20 protein-coding genes and 1 pseudogene are annotated in these 21,188 nt (G+C 43.3%); 11 read left to right on the top strand and 10 right to left on the bottom strand.

Annotated elements, in window-relative coordinates; all coding sequences use genetic code 11:
• The first annotated feature begins 368 nt into the window (after window positions 1-368).
• The 5 genes from cydP to J7649_RS02670 are packed head-to-tail and all read left to right on the top strand — an operon-like array spanning window position 369 to window position 3,722.
• A complete protein-coding gene (gene cydP, locus J7649_RS02690; protein ID WP_004645265.1) occupies window positions 369-560 on the top strand; it encodes a cytochrome oxidase putative small subunit CydP in 192 nt (63 codons plus the stop codon).
• Entirely contained in the window at window positions 560-2,146 is a 1,587-nt protein-coding gene (locus tag J7649_RS02685) for a cytochrome ubiquinol oxidase subunit I (RefSeq protein WP_064095306.1), read from the top strand. Before cydP ends, J7649_RS02685 begins: the two co-directional genes overlap by 1 nt.
• Window positions 2,143-3,288 carry a cytochrome d ubiquinol oxidase subunit II gene (cydB, locus tag J7649_RS02680; protein ID WP_219309254.1) on the top strand — a complete coding sequence of 382 codons (1,146 nt, stop codon included), beginning with the start codon at window positions 2,143-2,145 and terminating at the stop codon, window positions 3,286-3,288. Before J7649_RS02685 ends, cydB begins: the two co-directional genes overlap by 4 nt.
• Before the next feature lie 26 nt (window positions 3,289-3,314).
• The gene (gene cydX / locus J7649_RS02675; RefSeq protein ID WP_004278713.1) at window positions 3,315-3,416 is read left to right on the top strand and encodes a cytochrome bd-I oxidase subunit CydX; all 102 of its coding nucleotides are present in this window, start codon (window positions 3,315-3,317) and stop codon (window positions 3,414-3,416) included.
• 3 nt (window positions 3,417-3,419) lie between these two features.
• Complete coding sequence (locus J7649_RS02670) at window positions 3,420-3,722, top strand: cyd operon YbgE family protein (protein WP_219309252.1); 303 nt, start codon at window positions 3,420-3,422, stop codon at window positions 3,720-3,722.
• A 154-nt stretch (window positions 3,723-3,876) separates the two neighbouring features.
• Here the strand turns inward: J7649_RS02670 and rodA are convergent, their stop codons facing one another.
• From rodA to J7649_RS02640, 6 genes are all read right to left on the bottom strand, one after another.
• A complete protein-coding gene (gene rodA, locus J7649_RS02665) occupies window positions 3,877-5,016 on the bottom strand; it encodes a rod shape-determining protein RodA (RefSeq protein WP_004645269.1) in 1,140 nt (379 codons plus the stop codon).
• A gap of 112 nt (window positions 5,017-5,128) precedes the next feature.
• Window positions 5,129-5,842, bottom strand: coding sequence for a 2-C-methyl-D-erythritol 4-phosphate cytidylyltransferase (ispD, locus tag J7649_RS02660; RefSeq protein ID WP_219309250.1), 714 nt, complete (start codon window positions 5,840-5,842; stop codon window positions 5,129-5,131).
• Window positions 5,811-6,203, bottom strand: a complete 393-nt coding sequence (locus tag J7649_RS02655; protein WP_004645271.1) for a septum formation initiator family protein — start codon at window positions 6,201-6,203, stop codon at window positions 5,811-5,813. Before J7649_RS02655 ends, ispD begins: the two co-directional genes overlap by 32 nt.
• 7 nt (window positions 6,204-6,210) lie before the next feature.
• Window positions 6,211-7,500 (bottom strand): phosphopyruvate hydratase, encoded by a 1,290-nt coding sequence (gene eno / locus J7649_RS02650; protein WP_004278719.1) that lies wholly within the window; start codon window positions 7,498-7,500, stop codon window positions 6,211-6,213.
• Window positions 7,501-7,559: 59 nt separating this feature from the next.
• Window positions 7,560-8,417 (bottom strand): 3-deoxy-8-phosphooctulonate synthase, encoded by an 858-nt coding sequence (gene kdsA / locus J7649_RS02645; RefSeq protein ID WP_004278721.1) that lies wholly within the window; start codon window positions 8,415-8,417, stop codon window positions 7,560-7,562.
• 32 nt (window positions 8,418-8,449) lie between these two features.
• Complete coding sequence (locus J7649_RS02640; protein WP_004278723.1) at window positions 8,450-10,090, bottom strand: CTP synthase; 1,641 nt, start codon at window positions 10,088-10,090, stop codon at window positions 8,450-8,452.
• A 225-nt stretch (window positions 10,091-10,315) separates the two neighbouring features.
• On the opposite strand from J7649_RS02640, the gene J7649_RS02635 reads away from it, so the two are divergent.
• Window positions 10,316-10,738, top strand: a complete 423-nt coding sequence (locus J7649_RS02635) for a hypothetical protein (RefSeq protein ID WP_373683213.1) — start codon at window positions 10,316-10,318, stop codon at window positions 10,736-10,738.
• 56 nt (window positions 10,739-10,794) lie between these two features.
• Here J7649_RS02635 and J7649_RS02630 read toward each other — a convergent pair whose 3' ends face one another.
• From J7649_RS02630 to J7649_RS02620, 3 genes are all read right to left on the bottom strand, one after another.
• On the bottom strand, window positions 10,795-11,907 hold the full coding sequence (locus tag J7649_RS02630) for a YheT family hydrolase (protein WP_086044730.1): 1,113 nt from the start codon (window positions 11,905-11,907) through the stop codon (window positions 10,795-10,797).
• 70 nt (window positions 11,908-11,977) lie between these two features.
• Window positions 11,978-12,388 carry a nuclear transport factor 2 family protein gene (locus J7649_RS02625; protein ID WP_005100041.1) on the bottom strand — a complete coding sequence of 137 codons (411 nt, stop codon included), beginning with the start codon at window positions 12,386-12,388 and terminating at the stop codon, window positions 11,978-11,980.
• A 181-nt stretch (window positions 12,389-12,569) separates the two neighbouring features.
• Entirely contained in the window at window positions 12,570-14,594 is a 2,025-nt protein-coding gene (locus J7649_RS02620) for an NADPH-dependent 2,4-dienoyl-CoA reductase (protein WP_219309248.1), read from the bottom strand.
• A gap of 166 nt (window positions 14,595-14,760) precedes the next feature.
• Between J7649_RS02620 and J7649_RS02615 the strand changes: the two genes are divergently transcribed.
• The 4 genes and pseudogenes from J7649_RS02615 to J7649_RS02600 all read left to right on the top strand — a co-directional run bounded on the left by J7649_RS02615 (window position 14,761) and on the right by J7649_RS02600 (window position 17,967).
• On the top strand, window positions 14,761-15,300 hold the full coding sequence (locus J7649_RS02615; RefSeq protein ID WP_219309246.1) for a PadR family transcriptional regulator: 540 nt from the start codon (window positions 14,761-14,763) through the stop codon (window positions 15,298-15,300).
• 23 nt (window positions 15,301-15,323) lie between these two features.
• Complete coding sequence (locus J7649_RS02610) at window positions 15,324-16,256, top strand: alpha/beta fold hydrolase (protein WP_219309244.1); 933 nt, start codon at window positions 15,324-15,326, stop codon at window positions 16,254-16,256.
• A gap of 19 nt (window positions 16,257-16,275) precedes the next feature.
• Window positions 16,276-16,980 (top strand): annotated as a pseudogene (locus J7649_RS02605) (SIR2 family NAD-dependent protein deacylase).
• A gap of 87 nt (window positions 16,981-17,067) precedes the next feature.
• The gene (locus tag J7649_RS02600; protein ID WP_219309243.1) at window positions 17,068-17,967 is read left to right on the top strand and encodes a LysR substrate-binding domain-containing protein; all 900 of its coding nucleotides are present in this window, start codon (window positions 17,068-17,070) and stop codon (window positions 17,965-17,967) included.
• Window positions 17,968-18,216: 249 nt separating this feature from the next.
• On the opposite strand, the gene map is transcribed toward J7649_RS02600, so the two are convergent.
• Window positions 18,217-19,011, bottom strand: a complete 795-nt coding sequence (gene map / locus J7649_RS02595) for a type I methionyl aminopeptidase (RefSeq protein WP_219309242.1) — start codon at window positions 19,009-19,011, stop codon at window positions 18,217-18,219.
• Window positions 19,012-19,361: 350 nt separating this feature from the next.
• Here map and brnQ point away from each other — a divergent pair, with 350 nt between their 5' ends.
• Entirely contained in the window at window positions 19,362-20,648 is a 1,287-nt protein-coding gene (gene brnQ / locus J7649_RS02590; RefSeq protein ID WP_219309241.1) for a branched-chain amino acid transport system II carrier protein, read from the top strand.
• Window positions 20,649-21,188 lie beyond the last annotated feature (540 nt).

Below are 21,188 nucleotides of genomic sequence, written 5' to 3'. Positions count from 1 at the left end.
ATCAATATAAATATGGTGAGAAAGATTGTGACACTGATATTCAACTCTTATAAAACCAACCAATTTAGTTTGATTAATTTTATTCTTTATTTTAAAACCAAGCATTTTAATCAGATTAAAAAATATTAATCCAACTAAAACAATCTACATTCGAATATATAAATATAAGCATTTTAGTCGGATTTAAAAACCAATAAAATTACATAAAATAATAAAAAATATTTAGAATAAATTTTAACTCATATAAATATATATTTTTTATTTTCAGATACTTGTAAATATATATTTATTTAAACTGTATCGTCTATTTATTTTTTAGTTACAATAGATTAATAATATACAACAAGTCATATAACAGGCTTAGTCGAATGAGCTTAGTTCCCAAAAATCTAAACCAGAGAGTGGTTAGAGAAATAACTGCTATTTTAATTATCAAGGTTATTTTACTCATGATAATTAAAAATATCTGGTTTGATGCGCCTACGATTCCTAAAAATTTTGACAACCAAGTCGCCGAGCGTATCGCCGGCAATCCTTCCCAAATCCAGGAGACACGTTGATGATTTCTGAAAGCGTGGTCGATCTCTCGCGGTTCCAGTTCGCCATGACCGCGATGTATCACTTTATTTTTGTTCCACTGACTTTAGGCCTGGCTTTTCTACTTGCCATTATGGAAACCACCTATGTGATTTCCGGCAAAGAAATCTATAAAGACATGACCAAGTTCTGGGGAAAACTGTTTGGTATTAACTTTGCCTTAGGGGTAACCACCGGCCTGACCATGGAGTTCCAGTTCGGAACCAACTGGGCTTATTACTCGCATTATGTCGGTGATATTTTCGGTGCACCGCTGGCGATTGAAGGTTTGATGGCCTTCTTCCTTGAATCGACGTTTATTGGCTTGTTCTTCTTTGGTTGGGATCGCCTGTCCAAAGTGCAACATCTGGCAGTAACCTGGCTGGTGGCTTTGGGTTCAAACATGTCCGCACTCTGGATTCTGGTCGCCAATGGCTGGATGCAAAACCCGGTCGGTTCGGCATTTAACTATGAAACCATGCGTATGGAAATGGTGGACTTTGCTGCATTGATCTTTAACCCGGTCGCTCAAGTTAAATTTGTGCATACCGTATCTGCCGGTTATGTCACAGGTGCCATATTCGTCCTGGCTATTTCAAGTTACTACATGCTGAAAAAACGTGACCTGCCTTTTGCACGCCGTTCTTTTGCCATTGCAGCCATCTTCGGGCTTGCTTCTACACTTTCGGTGATTTTACTGGGTGATGAATCAGGTTATGAGCTGGGCGATGTACAGAAAACCAAACTGGCAGCAATTGAAGCAGAATGGGATACTCACCCTGCACCTGCGCCATTTACTTTGTTCGGTATCCCGAATAAGGAAACCATGACTACAGATTATGCAGTGAAAATTCCTTATGTAATGGGTCTGATTGCTACACGTTCTACGACTGAACAAGTTACAGGTATTAAGGACCTGCTGGTTCAGCATGAAGCGCGTATCCGTAATGGTATGGTGGCCTATTCACAACTGGAAAAATTACGTGCTGGTGATCAGTCTCCAGAACTGAAAACCGCTTTTGAAGAAAGCCAAAAAGACTTAGGTTACGGTCTACTTCTGAAAAAATACACACCAAATGTCGTTGATGCTTCTGAAGAGCAAATCAAAGCAGCTGCTAAAGACACTATTCCACACGTACCAAGCCTGTTCTGGGCATTCCGTGCCATGGTAGCTTCCGGCTTCCTGATGCTACTTCTATTTGCACTGGCAACTTTTGCGGTAGCAAAACGTAATGCTGAAAACAAACCATGGTTATTGAAATTTGCATTATTTGCACTGCCTTTACCTTGGGTTGCTGCGCAAACTGGCTGGTATGTAGCAGAAGTAGGTCGTCAACCATGGACTATTGGTGAGGTATTACCGACGCATCTTTCAGCATCAAGCTTAAGCACAGGTGATGTCTGGGGTTCAATCCTCGCATTGGCAGCATTCTATACCGTGTTACTGATTATCGAGATGTATCTGATGATCAAGTTCTCACGTCTTGGCCCAAGCTCACTGCATACTGGTAAATACCATTTTGAAAAGCTTGCAGCTGCAGAAAAGTCAAATGGGGAGACTCAAGCATGATCGAATATGAATTATTAAAAATCATTTGGTGGGTGCTGGTAGGCGTATTGCTGATTGGCTTTGCCCTCACCGACGGCTTCGATATGGGCTCCATGGCGATCATGCCATTTGTGGGCAAAAATGATAGCGAGCGCCGTGCAGCGATCAATACCATTGCGCCGCACTGGGACGGTAACCAAGTCTGGTTTATTACTGCCGGCGGTGCTTTGTTCGCTGCCTGGCCAATGGTCTATGCAACCGCCTTCTCTGGCATGTACTGGGCACTGTTGCTGGTACTGTTTGCCCTATTCCTGCGTCCGGTCGGTTTTGACTATCGCTCAAAACTGGAAAATACCAAATGGCGCAATTCATGGGACTGGGGTCTAGCCATTGGTGGTGCAGTGCCTGCATTGGTCTTCGGTGTGGCATTCGGCAACATGTTCCTGGGTGTACCATTTACTTTAGATGAAACTGTACGTTCTACTTATACTGGTAGCTTCTTTGCCCTGCTCAATCCGTTTGCAATTGTCTGTGGTCTGGTCAGTTTATCGATGCTGTGTGCACATGGTGGTGCATGGTTAATGCTGCGTACTGATGGTGACCTACGCCAACGTTCTGCCAAAGCAACACAAATCATGGGACTAGTGTATTTAGCAACTTTCCTGGCAGCCGGTGCATGGTTGTATTTTGGTGGCATTCAGGGCTATACCTTAGTTACACCTTTTGATACCAATGGTGTTGCCAATCCGCTGGCCAAAGAAGTATTGACCAATGCCAATCCAGGCTGGATGAATAACTATTCGACTTATCCAATCACGATGGCAGCGCCTATTGCCGGCATTTTGGGTGGCTTGATCATTGTACTAGCAGGAGGTAAAAACAAAGCAGGCTTGAGCTTCCTGGGTTCATCTCTGGCAGTTATCGGTGCAATCCTGACTGCAGGTTTTGCCCTGTTCCCTTTCCTGATGCCTTCAAGTGTTAACCCGGTTGCAAGTCTGACCATGTGGGATGCGGTATCCAGTAAAAATACCTTAACCGTGATGACCGTTGCTGCCTGTATCTTTGTTCCATTGATCCTCATCTATACTACTTGGTGTTATTACAAGATGTGGGGCGTGATCACCAACAAACACATTGAAGATAATTCACATAGCCTGTACTAAGGGCTGTGTCTTAAGGAGAGACAACTATGTGGTATTTTGCTTGGATTCTGGGTGTACTGATGGCCTGTTTTGCCAGTGTGATTGCTGCCATTTACATGGAACAACACCAAGACCTGGATGAGGAATAAAACATGACCGAAGCTGCGCTTGAGAAAACCGTTGTAGACAAGAAACCAAACAAATTTGCGATGATGATTTCCTGCCTCCTGGCTTTTCCTCTCGCAGCCGTGTTATTGGTTCATCCTTCTGCAATGCTGGATGCCAATGGTGAATATAGCCACAGTGCCATGATGTATATCATGATTGGTATTTCTGGAGGCTTTGTCCATGGTGTCGGATTTATGCCACACCACTGGTTCTGGAAATGGCTGTTTAGTCCATTTTTAGCTTGGCCTTTAATGATCTGGGGCTATTACACCTGGTTCCTCAGTTAAAGTATGAAATTAAAAAAGCCCTCACGTGAGGGCTTTTTTAATTTCATACGAATTCTAAAATATTCTTCTTTTTTCTTCTGGCCCAACAGGATTTTTAAAACAACTTATTTTAAGTCTATAAGAAAGCCGGAACCAGTCCGACTTTTAGAATGATTTATCGATGAGTATGGATCGACATCACAATGCCCATCCCGGCCAGCATGGAAATTACCGCTGTTCCACCATAACTCATCAGCGGCAATGGATCTCCGGTCACAGGTAAAATCCCGCTCACCATGCCTGAGTTTAAGAATACAAAGAAGAAAAAAGTCAGTCCCATGGCTCCAGCATATAAACGGCCAAAGTTATGAAAGCTGTTTAAACCAATCATCAGACAGCGAATAATAATGGCAGTGAATAAACTAAACAGCAGAAAAACACCGATAAAACCAAATTCTTCGGCATAAGTCGACATAATAAAGTCAGTATGATGTTCAGGGAGATAACCCAAATGCGATTGCGTACCTTCGGTATAGCCTTTGCCTGTGGAACCGCCTGAACCAATGGCAATTTTGGACTGGATAATATTCCAGCCCGCGCCCAAGGCGTCTGACTCCGGATCAAACAACGTGGTAATACGTTTTTTTTGATACTCTTGTAGAACGAACATCCATGCAGCCGGAGCTGCCACAGCTACCGCCGCTGCTGCACCACCAATCAGACGCCAAGACATCCCACTTAAAAACAGAACAAAAATACCGGGAATCACCAAACCAATATTCAAGTCAGGCTGAAGTGCCACCAAAACAAATGGTACACCCAATAAAATCAAAGCCCCGACAATATGCAAAAATTTGGGAGGAAATGGCTTACGTGCAAAATACCAGGCCATCATCAAAGGCATGGCAAATTTCATCACCTCACTCGGTTGCATGCTTCCCACCCCCGGCAAGGTAATCCAGCGGGTTGCACCTAAACGTTTTTCACCAATCACAAAGACCAACAACAACATGAATATGCCAAAGGCATACAGGTATGGACTAATCGCCTGATAGACTTTCGGTGGAATCTGCGCACAGATAAACAGCAGCACAAAGCCAATCCCGAAACTGATCGCCTGACGCACCACCATGCCAGAGTCTTCGGAGGTCGCGCTATACACCACCATTAAACCCAGAATTGCATTGAGAACCAGAAAGCACAATAACCATGGATCAAGGTGCAACTTGGTCCATCGAGATGAATCTTGCGGATTAATACTACGTCCATCACGCAAAGAGTGACGTAAAAACCGATACTGCTGTGAAGGTATCATTGGCCAAAAGGTGAAAAAGAATGATGGCAAAATTATAAGTGAAAGCTATAGCGAATAGATCGCTATAGCCAGATTTATTCTGCTTTTATTTAAATATTATTTGAATATATTTTTAAGCCTGAGCCTGTAAAATCAGCCTGGCCAGTTCCAGATCATCCGGATAGGTAATTTTAATATTATCGGAACGACCTTGTACTACACTCACCGGCTCACCGATATGTTCCAGCGCACTGGCTTCATCAGTAATCGTAGCACCATCTTTCAATGCTTGTTGAATAGCACGATTTAAGACTCCCAGTTTCGCCATTTGTGGTGTTTGTGCCTGCCAGAGCATTGAACGATCCACTGTTTCCTCAATATCAAAATTGGTTACTACACGCTTAAGTGTATCTCTTACTGGAATCGCCAGAATCGCAGCCTGATCCTGTAAAATTGCCGTATTGACCAGTTGTTGCAGACAATCCTGACTAACACAGGGACGCGCCGCGTCATGTACCAGCACCCACTCATCTTCAGAAGCGATTTGAGATAAATAGTTCAGTGCATTTAACACGGAATTCACCCGCTCGGCACCACCCAAAGAAAAATGGGCTTTCTCCAGACTGGAAAATGGTAGCGTTTTTGCGACGTTGTCCTGTTCACCAATCGCCAGAACATAACCTGTCAAAGGTAGTTGATTCAGACGAGCCACCGTATGTTCAAGAACAGTTCGCTCTTGAATCATCTGATATTGTTTCAGTTCTGTTTTGGAGAAACGGCTACCGGAACCTGCAGCTGGAAGAATGGCCCAAAGTTTAGGGTGTGGTTGGTGCTTCAGCTGACTCATTGGTTCGCAGGTCTACTTTAGAATTAGGATTAAGATAGATCGGTTTATATTGAGTACTGATCGTGCTCATTTGAATAAAAGTTTCGCGTGGCTTAATCAGGCCAAGATCTAAACGCGCATGTTCTTCGATGGCTTCAATACCATTCTTCAAATCATAAACTTCTGCCGCCAGAACGCGATTACGCTCTTTTAGTTCATCATTCAATTCCATTTGTTGCTGGATTTTCTGGGTCAGTTGCTGATGATCATGATAACCACCTTCACCAAACCAGTATAAATATTGAAACCCTGCGATCAAAATGATCGCAAGGCCCAACAGTACTTTACTCGCAGTCGAGTCGAATACATTTAACATTGACATAAGTCGCTTAGTTCAAACCTTTGAACTCAGCTTTACCGCGATATGCAGCATTAGTCAATTCTTCAATACGAAGTAATTGATTATATTTCGCTACACGGTCAGAACGGCAAAGTGAACCAGTCTTGATTTGACCCGCCGCTGTACCTACTGCAAGATCAGCAATCGTTGAATCTTCAGTTTCGCCTGAACGGTGTGAAATTACAGTAGAGTAACCATTTTCTTTTGCAAGATAGATGGCATCTAAAGTTTCAGTCAAGGTACCGATTTGGTTATATTTGATTAAGATCGAGTTACCAACTTTCTCATTAATACCACGTTGTAAAATCTTAGGATTCGTTACGAATAAATCGTCACCAACCAACTGGATCTTGTCACCAAGAATAGAAGTCAGGTAAGACCAGCCTTCCCAGTCAGATTCATCCAGACCATCTTCAATCGAGATAATTGGGTATTGGTTTACAAGACCTGCTAAATAGTCAGAGAACTGGTTGCTTGTGAACGCTTTGTTGCCTTCACCTGCAAGAATGTACTGACCATTTTTGTAGAATTCTGAAGATGCACAATCCAGCGCAAGCATTATGTCAGAACCTGCTTTGTAGCCAGTTTGACCAATTGCTTCAAGAATAACTGTGATTGCTTCTTCGTTTGAACGTAAGTTCGGTGCAAAACCACCTTCATCACCTACCGCAGTGTTTAAACCTTTTTTGTTTAATACTGATTTAAGTGAATGGAAGATTTCAGCACCGGCACGTAGCGCTTCAGAGAATGAAGTGAAGCCTACTGGCTCAATCATGAATTCTTGAATATCGACGTTGTTGTCTGCATGTGAACCACCATTGATGATGTTCATCATTGGTACAGGCATAGTTAGAATCGTTTGACCGCGAAGATCTGCGATGTATTGGAAAAGAGGAATTTTCTTTTCTTCAGCAGCAGCGCGAGCAGCAGCCAAAGACACTGCCAAAGTTGCGTTTGCACCTAGTTTTTCTTTGTTTTCAGTACCGTCAAGCGCGATCATCGTGTTATCGATGTCTTTTTGTTCGAATACTGATTTACCGACCAAAGCGTCACGGATTAACGTATTTACGTTATTTACCGCAGTTTTAACGCCTTTACCTAAGTAACGCGCTTTATCGCCATCACGAAGTTCTAAAGCTTCACGAGAACCAGTTGAAGCACCAGATGGTGCACATGCACGGCCAACTACGCCAGATGCTAAGATTACGTCTGCTTCGATGGTAGGGTTACCACGAGAGTCCAAAATTTCACGTGCACGAATGTCAACGATTTGGCTCATGAACTATTCCTCAGTTGATTAATATGAGCTGCCTATACGGCAGCGCAAGAGTGATAAACTCAGTGTGTATCTAACTTTTCGAAACCTTTGACCAAGGTATCCAATTCTTTTAGCTGTGCCAGGAAAGGCTCAAGCTGAGACATGCGCAGCGCACATGGACCATCACACTTGGCTTTTTCCGGATCTGGGTGTGCCTCTAAGAACAAACCAGCAAGACCCGTTGCCATACCCGCACGCGCAAGCGTTGTAATTTGCGCACGACGACCACCGGCAGAATCTGCACGGCCGCCTGGGGTTTGTAAGGCATGGGTCACATCAAAGAACACCGGCACATTCATCTCTTTCATGATGTCGAAGCCCAGCATATCTACAACCAGATTGTTATAGCCAAATGCCGAACCACGCTCACAAATAATCAGCTTGTCATTTCCAGCTTCCAGACACTTATGCAGAATATGGCGCATTTCGTGCGGAGCCAGGAACTGAGCTTTTTTGATGTTGATGATCGCATCCGTTTTTGCCATGGCTTCCACAAGATCCGTCTGACGGCTTAAGAAAGCTGGCAATTGAATAATGTCTGCCACTTCTGCAACAGGAGCCGCTTGATACGGCTCATGCACATCGGTGATGATCGGCACATTAAAGTGTTTTTTAATGTCAGCTAACCACTCGAGACCTTTTTCCAGGCCTGGGCCACGGAAAGAGTTCAGGCTTGAACGGTTGGCTTTATCAAAGCTGGCTTTGAACACATAAGGAATGCCCAAACGTGTACAGATATCGACATAAGTCTCTGCGATTTCAAAAGCCAGGTCTTTAGATTCAAGTACATTCATTCCGCCGAATAATACAAATGGCAAATGATTTGCCATTTGTATATCGCCCAAACGTACAATTTCTTGTGGTTTTAATTGCGACATTTAAACTTCCCTAGTTGTGTCCTACGCACCGATTATTTGGTTTTTTGGTACTGCTTTTTCGCAGCATCAATGAAACCTGCAAATAATGGGTGACCATCACGTGGCGAGCTGGTAAATTCCGGGTGGAATTGTACTGCAATAAACCAAGGATGTGCAGGAATTTCAACAGTTTCTACCAGATGCTGTACCGGAGAATAACCAGAAATCTTCATGCCTTTTTCTTCCAGCACTGGGATATAACGGTTGTTCATCTCGTAACGGTGACGGTGACGCTCGATGATTTCTTCAGAACCATAAACTTCTGCAGTTTTAGTCCCTGCAACCAGTTCAGATTTTTGCGCGCCTAAACGCATCGTGCCACCCAGATCAGAATCAGCAGAACGTTGCTGAACTTCACCACGCTCATCTAACCATTCAGTAATTAAACCAATCAATGGAGATTTGGTTGAACGGTTAAATTCAGTCGAGGTCGCGTCTGCAATACCAGCAACATTACGTGCGTATTCGATCACAGCCAACTGCATACCCAAGCAAATACCGAGGAACGGCACACCGTTCTCACGTGCGAACTGAATCGCCTTCATTTTGCCTTCAGTACCGCGCTCACCGAAACCACCAGGAACTAGAATCGCATCAGCATCTTTCAATACTTCTGCTACATCTTGGCCTTCAAGCTCTTCAGCGTTTACGTAGTCAATCTGAACTTTCACACGGTTTTGAATACCCGCATGTAAAAGTGCTTCGTTGACAGATTTGTAAGCATCTGGAAGTTCAACGTATTTACCGACCATTGCAACACGTACGGTGTATTCAGGGTTCAGTAATGCTTCTACAACGTTATCCCAATCTGTTAAATCAGCTTCAGGAAGATCGTTATAACCAAAACGTTCACAGATTAAATCATCAACATTTTGTTCGTAGAATGTACGTGGAATCTGGTAGATCGAACGTGCGTCTTTACATACCACAACGGCACGTGCTTCAACGTTGGTAAATAATGCAATCTTACGCGTAGTATCTGCATCTACATCGTACTCTGTACGACAGATGAGAATGTCTGGCTGAATACCAATCGACAGGAGTTCTTTAACAGAGTGCTGTGTTGGTTTGGTTTTTAATTCTGCTGCAGACTTAATGTATGGGAGTAACGTTAAGTGCATTAACATGGTACGTTTATGACCAAGTTCAACCATTAACTGACGTACAGATTCCATGAATGGGAGAGATTCAATGTCACCTACAGTACCGCCGATCTCTACGATCGCAACGTCATAACCTTCGCCTGCACGAAGTACACGCTCTTTGATATTGTCAGTAATGTGTGGAATAACTTGAACAGTACCGCCTAGATAGTCACCACGGCGTTCTTTGTTTAGAACATCCTGGTAAACACGGCCTGATGTGAAGTTATTTAGTTTGGTCATTTTCGCACGACGCAAGAAACGTTCGTAGTAACCCAAGTCTAAGTCTGTTTCAGCACCATCTTCTGTAACAAAAACTTCACCATGCTGGAATGGGCTCATTGTCCCTGGATCGACATTAATGTATGGATCCATTTTTACCATGGTCACTTTTAAACCACGAGCTTCTAAAAGTGCAGCAACAGAAGCAGCTGAAATACCTTTACCTAGTGATGAAACTACACCACCAGTAACGAAAATAAAATGGGTCATTGGGTTTCTCGTACAATCGAGCCTAAATCGGCCTGCAATGTTGCGCAATTTTACTTTACCTTGTACCTAGAAAGCAAAGTCAATCCGCATCAATTCAAAGAACAATAAACAATTGACTATTCTAACAGCAATTCCTATAAAAAATTACAGTAAGTTCATATGATTTCTATCTTGCATTTTGCTGCTATAATAGTGTATCCACTCCACACTTTTATGTTTGATGCAATGATGATGAAGAAACTTTTAATCTCCACCCTAATCCTGACTGGCCTGACATTAACTGCGTGTGTAAAAAAAGAAGCACCAAAAGAAGAAGAGCAAGTAGAAGTTACTCCAGCATCTGAAATCTCGACTCCAGAACCAACGCAATTTGAACCGCTTGAACCTGTAGAGCCAGCGGCAATTGAAGAGGAAGTAGCGCCAACGGTTGAAATTCAACGTGAGCAAACTGAAAACACCACGACTGAAATCCGTCGTGAAATCAAAAAACCAGAAACTACTGAGCCGGCACCAGTGCCTGAAACCCGCGAAGAACCTGCGTCAAAGCCTGCTGAGACCACACCTAAAACCAATTCAAATCCAGAAAACAAGTCTGAGGATGATGCGGTTGCTGACGCGATTGCCGCAGCGATGCCAGCACTTGACTAATTACAGGATCATTCATCAAAAAACCCAGCAGATGCTGGGTTTTTTATTGGAACTTTTTAAGCAGATACTGTTGCCGGTGCACGAGATAAGTGAATCAAATAGTCTGCCATTAGTCGGGTAGCCCAAGATTCGGTTTGCATCAAGCCCTGATAAAAGCCGCAATGACTGCCTTTTTTGGTGGTAATCACCATAATATTGGACATCGCCCGAATTTTTTCTTTATAAGGTTCTAAATTTCGGATGTGACAAACCGGATCATCCTCCGCATTTAAAATCATCAGCGGAATTTTGATACTTTCAAATACATAAATCGGATTGGTTGCCTGGGTATAACTGGCATAATCCGTAAATCCGGCCAGTTCAAAATAGAGTTTTTCAAATTCGGACAGATCTTTAACTTCTAATAACTGTTTCCAGCTTGGGCAGACCTGCCAGGTTTCCTGATAAGGATGAATAAAGCGCTTAATCAGTTTTTTGGCCATAACTTTACTGTAAAACGGATGCACATTGGCAAAACCAGTTTCAGTGTTATAGCCAGGACATAAAGCAAAAGCTGCTTTTAATGGGGTTTGTTCACCCTCTTCGCCCAGATAACGCACTAACAATCCCGTACCCGCAGAAGAGCCAACCCCATAGAGATCGGACTGAGGAAATCTGTCCTGTATATACAAGAGTTGTTCACGCAAATCCTGAGTTGAACCAAACAGGTTCATTTTAGGCACAGGCATGGGTAAGTCTGCATGACCACGGCGTAAACACAATGCAACACGCCAACCCGTATATTTATGCAGATCACGAACCAGTTCACGCATTGATTCAGGAGAACCGGTTATCGTATGCAATAAAACAATGGTAGGGGTATTTGCAGGAAGATCCAGTCCATACCAGGCAATACCGGTAATTCCGCCATCTGACATTTTCAGCTGTTCAAGCGCGTCATATTTCAGCTTAATGGTACGTTTTTTAATTAAATCGAAATACAGAATATGTGCGTGTGCATTGGCTAACCAAGGTGTAGGACGATATTTTTGTTGCAGCTGCGGTAAGCGCTCAATGAGTCCTGAAAATACACCATTCGGATTGTAATACAGGGTCGGCTCGTCTGCTCCACTGAAACGATCCAGATACTCACTGGAAAGCTGACCCAATTTTTTAAGCAACATTTTCATCTGTCATCCCCCTCTAGTTGTACTAGCTGTGATTTACAAATTTCATGCCGACTTGAATCAATAGTTCGAATTAAGTTTTAGCTTGGAATGATTGCATCCGCTGGCCCATCTGTACAGCCAAGGCTTCAAGTCCGGACTTAGGTCGAATCATGACTTCAAAATCAATCATCTGCCCCTCTTCATTAAACTGAATCATGTCAACTCCCTTTAGTTTTTTATCGCCCACATTGGCAGAAAACTCAAGTACGACATTGTTACCATCTTCACTTATAAATTCACGGTGATAAGTGAAGTTTTCAAAGACTTGAATGACATTGGTCAAAATAAAAAATACCAACTGTTTTCCAGGATAAGGCTGAAAAGCCACAGGCGAACGAAATACCACTTCTTCAGCAAGCAGCTCATTCAAGATCGACATATCACGGCTTTCTAGCATCTCATGCCAGCGTGCAATGGATTTTTTGGTATTTTCGATGGTCATTTTGAATTCCTTTTTTGTTATTAAAAAATTAATCTCCCTCACCCCAGCCCTCTCTTGCACTTCGTTTAAAGCAGTACTTTAAACTCGTTCAGGGAGAGGAAGATAACACTTTTTATACCGATTTATCCCTCTCCTTTTAGGAAAGGGTCAGGGAGAGGTTAATAAAGTTTGGCTTTTTAAATTAAATCACCGCCGCCAATTCAGCACCCTGACGGATGGCACGCTTGGCATCCAGCTCACCCGCTTCTTTCGCTCCACCAATCAGATGCACATTTTTACCCGCCGCTTTTAGCTCATCAAACATGGCGGTATAAGATTCCTGACCGGCACAAATAATCACGTGATCGACTTCCAACACAGCAGGCTTGTCATTCACGACAATATGTAAGCCCTGATCATCAATTTTTTCATAATTGGCGCCCGCAATCATTTTTACGTCACGGTGTTTTAAACCGGTACGATGAATCCAGCCTGTGGTTTTACCCAAACTCGCGCCGACTGAAGCAGCTTTACGTTGCAATAAATAAATTTCACGTTGCGGTTTTTCTACATTTGCAGCTTTTAAGCCACCGACATTTTCATAGTCAGTATCAATACCCCATTCATCATAGAATTTTTCCGGATTGATACTGCCACTTTCTCCTTCATGGCTCAGGAATTCGGCTGTATCAAAACCAATACCGCCTGCACCAATAATGGCAACTCGCTGACCCACTGGCTTACGTTCTTTCAAAACGTCCAGATAAGACAGTACTTTTGCATGAGCAATGCCCGGAATCTCAAGCTGACGCGGTGTCACGCCTGTTGCCACCACAATATCATCAAAGCTTGACTGAGCCAGCTCTTCCAGACTCGCCTTATGATTCAGTTGCAATTTGATACGTGGTTGTAATTCAATCTGACGCTTGAAGTAGCGCAAGGTTTCATAAAACTCTTCCTTGCCCGGAATGGTCTTGGCAATATTAAACTGCCCGCCAATCTGAGCAGCGGCTTCAAATACCGTCACCTGATGACCGCGATTTGCTGCATATACAGCAAAGCTTAAACCTGCAGGACCCGCACCAATCACGGCAATATTTTTTGCTACATTGGTTTCTTTAAAAATGAGCTCTGTTTCATAGCAGGCACGTGGATTGACCAGACAGGTGGCAATTTTCATTGAGAAAATATGATCCAGACAGGCCTGATTACAACCGATACAGGTATTGATCTCATCGCTACGACCCTGCTCCGCTTTCAGGACAAACTCAGAGTCTGCCAACATTGGGCGGGCCATGGAAATCATATCAGCATCACCAGATGCCAATACATATTCAGCCATTTCCGGAGTATTGATACGATTTGAAGTGATTAAAGGAATCTTCACCTGACCTTTCAGTTTACGGGTGACCCAAGTGAAGGCTGCACGTGGCACTTTGGTGGCAATGGTCGGAATACGCGCTTCATGCCAGCCAATGCCAGTATTGATAATGGTCGCACCAGCTTTTTCAATTTCTTTGGCCAACTGGATGACTTCTTCCAGAGTTGAACCGCCTTCGACCAGATCCAGCATAGACAAGCGATAAATAATGATAAAGTTCTCACCGACCATTTCACGGGTACGGCGTACGATTTCAATCGGGAAACGGATACGGTTTGCATAGCTTCCGCCCCACTCATCATCACGATGGTTGGTACGTGCTGCAATAAACTCGTTAATCAGATAGCCTTCCGAGCCCATGATTTCTACACCGTCATAACCGGCATATTGAGCCAGCTTGGCACAATTGGCAAAATCATCAATGGTTTGCTGCACTTCAGCCGAAGTTAAAGCATGCGGTTTGACTGGATTGATCGGTGCCTGAATTGGGGATGGCGCGACATTTTCAGCCTGATAAGAATAACGCCCGGTATGCAGAATCTGCATGGCAATTTTCCCGCCCGCCTCATGTACGGCCTGAGTAATCACTTTATGCTTTTCAGCTTCTTCAAGAGTGTCAAGTTTGGAACCACCATGAAACGTTACGCCATGATCATTTGGAGAAATCCCGCCGGTGACGATTAAAGCGACTCCACCTTTGGCACGCTCTGCATAGAAAGCTGCCATCCGATCATATCCGCCTGCTGCTTCTTCCAGACCAACGTGCATGGAACCCATTAACACGCGGTTTTTAAGCGTGGTAAAACCCAAGTTCAAGGGGGCAAGTAAATTCGGATATTTAGACATTTCAACTCCTGAGCGTGCGTTTAGGCTGGCTATTGTTTTAGCAACTGGCAGTTTGATCCCTCAACCCATCCAGTTTAATGCAACTTGTTGCACTAATTTATATGCCAGAATTGATTTTTATGCAACATGTTGCATAATAATCCCGAGTCACTTTTTTGAGACGTTTATGTCTTTAGCGCATGTTTTATTGACCAGCCTGATTGAAAAACCCAGCACCGGAATCGAACTGGCCCGCCGCTTTGACCGTTCCATGGGCTTCTTCTGGAATGCAACTCATCAGCAGATTTATCGCGAGCTGAATGCCATGCTACAAAAAGGCTGGATTTCCACGCTAGAAGAGGAAGATTCCAATAGCCGCAAAAAGACTTATCAGGTGGAACGTCGGGGCCGGGAAGAACTGGCTAACTGGATGCTGCAACAAAGCCCACCAGCACAACTACGTGAAGAGCTGATGGTACGTTTACGTGCCGAAGCCCAGCTTGGTGGCAATAACACCTTGGCAGAGCTGGAACGCCATCTGGAACTGCATAAAGAAAAACTGAAAACCTATCAGCAGATTTTTGCCAAAGACTTTGCTCAAGCGGACGAAACTGACCGTACCTTGTATATTCATAAAATGATTTTGCAACTGGGGATTGATCAGGAACTGGGCTGGATTTCCTGGCTGGAACAGGTCATTCCGCGACTCAAACAATTTGATGCATAACAATTATAAATACGGAGATACACATGCCTTTTTATCGCATGCCCGATGGTGAACAGCTGTTTATACGGGAATACGGTCAGGGACAGCCGGTACTGGTACTCTCGGGACTTGGCATGCTGAGCTGGCAATGGAAAGCTTTTCTCTATCCGCATCAGAAAAATTTCCGTTTCATTATTCCGGAATGGCGCGGCTTTGGGGCTTCCAGTCGCTGTAAAATTCCGCAAGATCTCGATGCAATTTCCAGTCATTGGCTGGATATTCAATCGGTAATTCAACAGCTCAATTTAGATAAATTCATTGTGATTGCTTACTCTATGGGCGCGACGACAACCATGCATGGGCTGCACTATGGGGACTTTACCAAACACATAACAGCTTATTTGCACATTGATCAGACTCCCAAAATACCAGTCGATGATGCCTGGGCTTTTGGTCTTTTTGGCCCACGTCATCAGGAATTTATCGACATTCTGCAGCAGCTCTCTGCCCTACTTGCACAATATCAGCAAGTTGAATTGATTCGCGATCTTGACGTTTCGGTCCGTAAACAAATTGCCGCCCTATGGCTAAAGTTTATTCAGCTACAAAATGAACAAAAATATAGCCTGAAAGCTTTCGAATTCATTTTGAATCAACCACGACTGCAAAGTCTGTTATTGCCTTCCAGTCGGGTGGATTATATGACGTGGTATATCAACAATTATTTATATCATCGTGAAGATTACCGAGAAGCATTGGCCCAGCTCAGCTGTCCGGTGACTTTCTTTAGCGGTGTACAATCCAAGTTGTATCCTTTTGAAGGTCAGCGCCTGATTGCAGAAAGCCTGCCTCAGGCCAAACAGGTACTTTTCAGCAAATCCGGCCATACACCTTTACTGACTGAACCGCTAAAATTTACCCGGGAACTTGGTATCTTCTTAAAAGAAAATTCACAATCTAGCACTTCAGCTGCCTAAAGATTCAGGAGATAGCACAATGAAAAAGCTGGTGGTTTTTTCCGGTGCAGGCATGAGCGCCGAAAGTGGCATTCATACTTTTCGCGACAGTGATGGACTTTGGGAACAATACCGGATTGAAGAGGTTGCCACACCTGAATCCTGGGCTAAAAATCCAGAACTGGTGTAACGCTTTTATAATGCCCGCCGTAAAAATATTCTGGAAGTACAGCCGAATGCAGCCCATCAAGTGATTGCGGATCTTGAAGATAACTTTGATGTGCATGTAATCACCCAGAATATTGATGACTTGCATGAACGTGCCGGCAGCTCCAAGGTGATTCATCTGCATGGCAATATTCGCCTGGCCAAAAGCTCAGGCCCCGATGCACAAAGCACGACCGAGTTTTATCCCATTGAAGGTGCTGAATTAGATTTAAATCAACACTTTTGTAAAGCTGGTTATCCTCTGCGTCCACATGTGGTCTGGTTTGGCGAAGCCGTGCCCGCGTATGAAGAAGCCCAAGACTGTGTACAGGACGCCGATATTTTCGTGGTCATTGGCACAAGCTTGCAGGTTTATCCGGTCGCCGGGTTAATTCATGAGATTCCTGCGAGCTGTCAGGCCTATTACATCGACCCGAAAGCTGAGCAGCAGCATTTGCCTGCACAGTTTTACAAAATTCCCCAAAACGCGACCGACGGCATGCAAACATTGCTAGGTTTACTTAAATCCGGGAATTAAAAATTTTTTATATGCTGCATTCTCTGATTGACAGTATGCAACAATCAATTTTTAATCAGCTTATCGTTGCAAGAATGGAATTAAACTATGCTGTCTGATCTGGATGACTTTTACTGTTTCGCTCAGGTGGTGGAACATGGCGGCTTTAGTGCAGCCGAACGTGCAACCGATATTCCCAAATCCAAACTCAGCCGTCGGGTGTTTAATCTGGAAGAGCGCCTGGGTGTGCGTCTGATTCAGCGCAGTTCTCGTCATTTTGCCGTCACCGATATTGGCATGAATATTTACCGGCATGCCCAAGTTATGCTGAATGCTGCACAGGCGGCGCATGATCTGGTGGACCATCTGAGTACCGAACCGCGTGGAACCATTAAAGTCAGTCTGCCAGTGTCCATTGCCCAGAATGAACTGGCAAAAATTCTGCCAGATTTTTTGAAAAAATATCCTGAAATTAAAGTTCAGATGATGATCACCAACCGCCGGGTCGATATTATCAATGAAGGCTTTGATCTGGCCTTACGCGTCCGTTCCAGCCTGGATGATGACCCAAATCTGGTGATCCGCCAGTTTGAAAAAATTGAGCAGCATCTATTTGCCAGTCAGGGTTATTTAAATGAATTTGGTGAACTAAAAACCCCTGAGCAACTGGCTGAACATAAAATCCTGAGTATGGCCAAAGACCATACCGAACAGTTTCTGACCTTACAAAATGAACAGCAGGAACAGAAAAAAATCCGTGTCAGTCCAACGGTTATGGGGTCTGACCTAAATATGCTGGCACAACTGGCCGCATCAGGCTCAGGTATCACTTTGTTGCCAGATAACGTGGTCGAGCAATATGTAGCAAGTGGCGAACTGGTTCGAGTGCTTCCTGACTGGAAAGCACCGCATGGTATTTTCCATGTGGTTTATCCTTCACGTCGCGGCTTATTACCTGCAGTAAGGGTCTTTATTGATTATCTGGTCGCTGAATTAAATCGGCGCTAAATGAAGTACTTTTGAGAAAAACTAGACAAAAAAATAGCTCATTCTTGGGGAAAAATGAGCTAGAGAAACTTTCACTACAGCATAGTGAGCGAAAAAAAGGGAACCTATGTATCTGACTCTTAGTTTAATCAGATATAAAATCCTAAACCACTGTTTAATGTAGTGTTTTGTATGTTTTCGTCAGCAAGAATGAGTGAGTTGTAATTTATGTAAGTGGATTATCTGAATAAAGATCATTCAATCAATATTTTAAATTTCCGAATACTCACCTGTGCCTTCAGGCCAAGGCGACAAGACTTCAAACCCGGTTTCAGTCACATAGACCATATGTTCCCATTGGGCAGACCAGGATTTATCTGTAGTAACCACGGTCCAGCCATCTTTCAATTCTTTGACGCGGGCTTTACCCATATTCACCATCGGCTCAATGGTAAACACCATACCTGGAACCAGTTTAATGCCCTGACCCGGCTGGCCGTAATGCAAAATGTTTGGCTGTTCGTGATAGACCTTGCCGATGCCATGACCGCAATATTCGCGCACGATGGAATAGCCTTCACGCTGTGCGACCGTTTGAATCGCATAACCAATATCACCCAGGGTCGCGCCCGGCTTCACCGCATGAATCCCGGCCACCATGGCTTCATAGGTGGTATTGACCAGTCGCTTGGCTTCTGGAGAAGGAGTTCCAACATAGTACATCCGGCTGGTATCACCAAAATAACCGTCTTTAATAATGGCAACATCAATATTGATAATATCGCCATCCTGCAGAACGACTTTCGATGATGGAATGCCGTGACAAACCACTTCATTCGGTGAAATACAGGTGGTTTTGGTATAGCCATAATAGCCAATATTGGCGGGCGTCACTTTTAAGGTATTTACAATAAAATCATGACAGAGATCATCCAGATATTCAGTCGTGACACCTGGCTTGACATGCTCCCCGATCATCGCTAAAACTTCTGCAGCCAAACGCCCAGATATCCGCAATTTTTCAACATCTTGCTCAGTTTTAAGACTAATCGCTGGAGCGCGCATATACCTATCCTCACTATGAATCCCTGAATTATAATCCCTTTTTTGCGAAATATGTCGCAGTTGTTGAGTTTCGGCACAGCAATTTTCCTTGAAATAGGAATTTTCACTGCTGTTTATTTGTACAAACAATAACTGACATATTTTGATATCAAGTGCAGATATTTTTTGAGCTTGTAAGGAAAAATATATTTTTCAGCGAATTATCAAACATATATTTCTACCAAGATTTGAATGACCGGTTATGTGATCCGCAAACTCACTAGAATCAAGGCTTCCAGCCTTAAAATAAACTCCAAAAAATTGGACATATACACTAAAATCGCTTTCTTTTGTTCTATTGATCTCCCTTTATGACAAGTCTGCGTACTCGGGATATTGTCGCCCTAGGTTTTATGACCTTTGCACTGTTTATTGGTGCGGGCAACATTATCTTCCCACCGATTGTGGCTCAACAAGCCGGTGAACACGTATGGCTCGCTGCTTTAGGTTTCCTTATTACAGCAGTCGGCTTACCCGTGATTACCATTATTGCGTTGTCTCGCGTTGAAGGCTCCATTCAGGCACTAAGCTCGCCTCTGGGCAAAGCAGCCAGTATTTTGCTGACTGTGATATGTTACTTAGCTGTTGGCCCTTTATTTGCGACACCACGTACCGCAACCGTTTCTTATGAAATCGGTTTTTCATCTTACTTTGGCAATGAATCTGGCAGCCTGCTCATTTACAGTATCATCTATTTTGCTGTAGTGACCATCGTGTCTTTATATCCAAACAAGATTCTGGATACTGTCGGCTATTTCCTGTCGCCACTTAAAATTATTTCTTTGATCATTTTGGGTGTAGCAGCCGTGATGATTCCTGCCAGCAATCCGCCTGCAGCGATTGATAATTACGTTACCAGTCCAGTGACTGAAGGCTTCGTAAATGGTTATTTAACCATGGATACTTTGGGCGCTTTAGTTTTCGGTATTGTGATTGTTAAAGCCATTACTTCACGTGGTGTAACCGATAAAAAACTGATTACCAAATATGCAGTGAATGCCGGCATTATTTCTGGTATTGGTTTAACTCTGGTGTATTTAAGTCTGTTTAAACTTGGACTAGGTAGCCATGAGATTGCACCAAATGCAGCCAATGGTGCCATTATCCTGCATGCATATGTACAACATGCTTTTGGCGATATGGGTGCTTACTTCCTGTCTGGCATGATTTTTATTGCCTGTATGGTGACTGCAATTGGTCTGACTTGTGCCTGTGCTGAGTATTTCTCCAACTTGACCAAGATTCCATACAAGATCTTTGTATTTGTTCTGGTGGGCTTCTCACTGGTGATTTCAAACCTGGGTTTAACCAAACTGATTGCTGTTTCGGTTCCAGTCTTGAGCGCTATTTATCCGCCTGCCATTAGCGTCATTATGCTGAGCTTCTGTGCGAGCTTCTTCAACAAACCATCTCATGTGATTGCACCAGTGACCCTGGTAGCCTTTATCTTTGGTATTTTTGATGGATTAAAAGTCGCTGGTTTTGAATTGCCTGCATTACTGCAAAATTTACCTCTATCAGATCAGAATCTGGCCTGGTTTATCCCGTCCATGATTGTATTGCTGATTACAGCTGTGATTGACCGTATTAGAAACTAAAATTTCTAGGATGTCTGAAAAATCGTATTTTTACCCAAAATCCGGTTTGAGCGTGATCAATAATTGTCAGGTTTTACCCAAACGGACATTTATTGTTTCTTAATAATGACATCAAATCACCGCTGTAAATCTTGATACTAAGATTTTCTATAAAATATGATGTATAGAATTGCACTTTAATTATTTTATTTTTTATATAAATATAAACAAAACTTTAATTTCCTGATTTTAGATACCTATTGTTGCCAACTTAAACCAAGTCCCCCTCCGAGTCATACGCAGGCTTACAAAGTATTGATTAACACTACATGTCTTTGGCGTAGAATTTGCATTTTCTATCTGGTCGCATTAATCAAATGATGACTACATCTTATTTCCAAAATTAGCTGGAGGTGAAATCTAAAAATATAATTCTTGCCTAATCAAGTGATTATGTAGTTATACGACTAAAGATGGCCATTTTGACTGTAAAAGCCTGCCACAGAAGTTGCAAAGGTCCAAATTAAACAGTACAACTATATATTCAATTCTGACTGATTA

The organism is Acinetobacter lwoffii, assembly GCF_019343495.1.
Lineage (GTDB): Bacteria > Pseudomonadota > Gammaproteobacteria > Pseudomonadales > Moraxellaceae > Acinetobacter > Acinetobacter lwoffii_P.
Note: the sequence above shows the minus strand (reverse complement) of the source record. Positions and strands in the feature narration are given on the sequence as shown.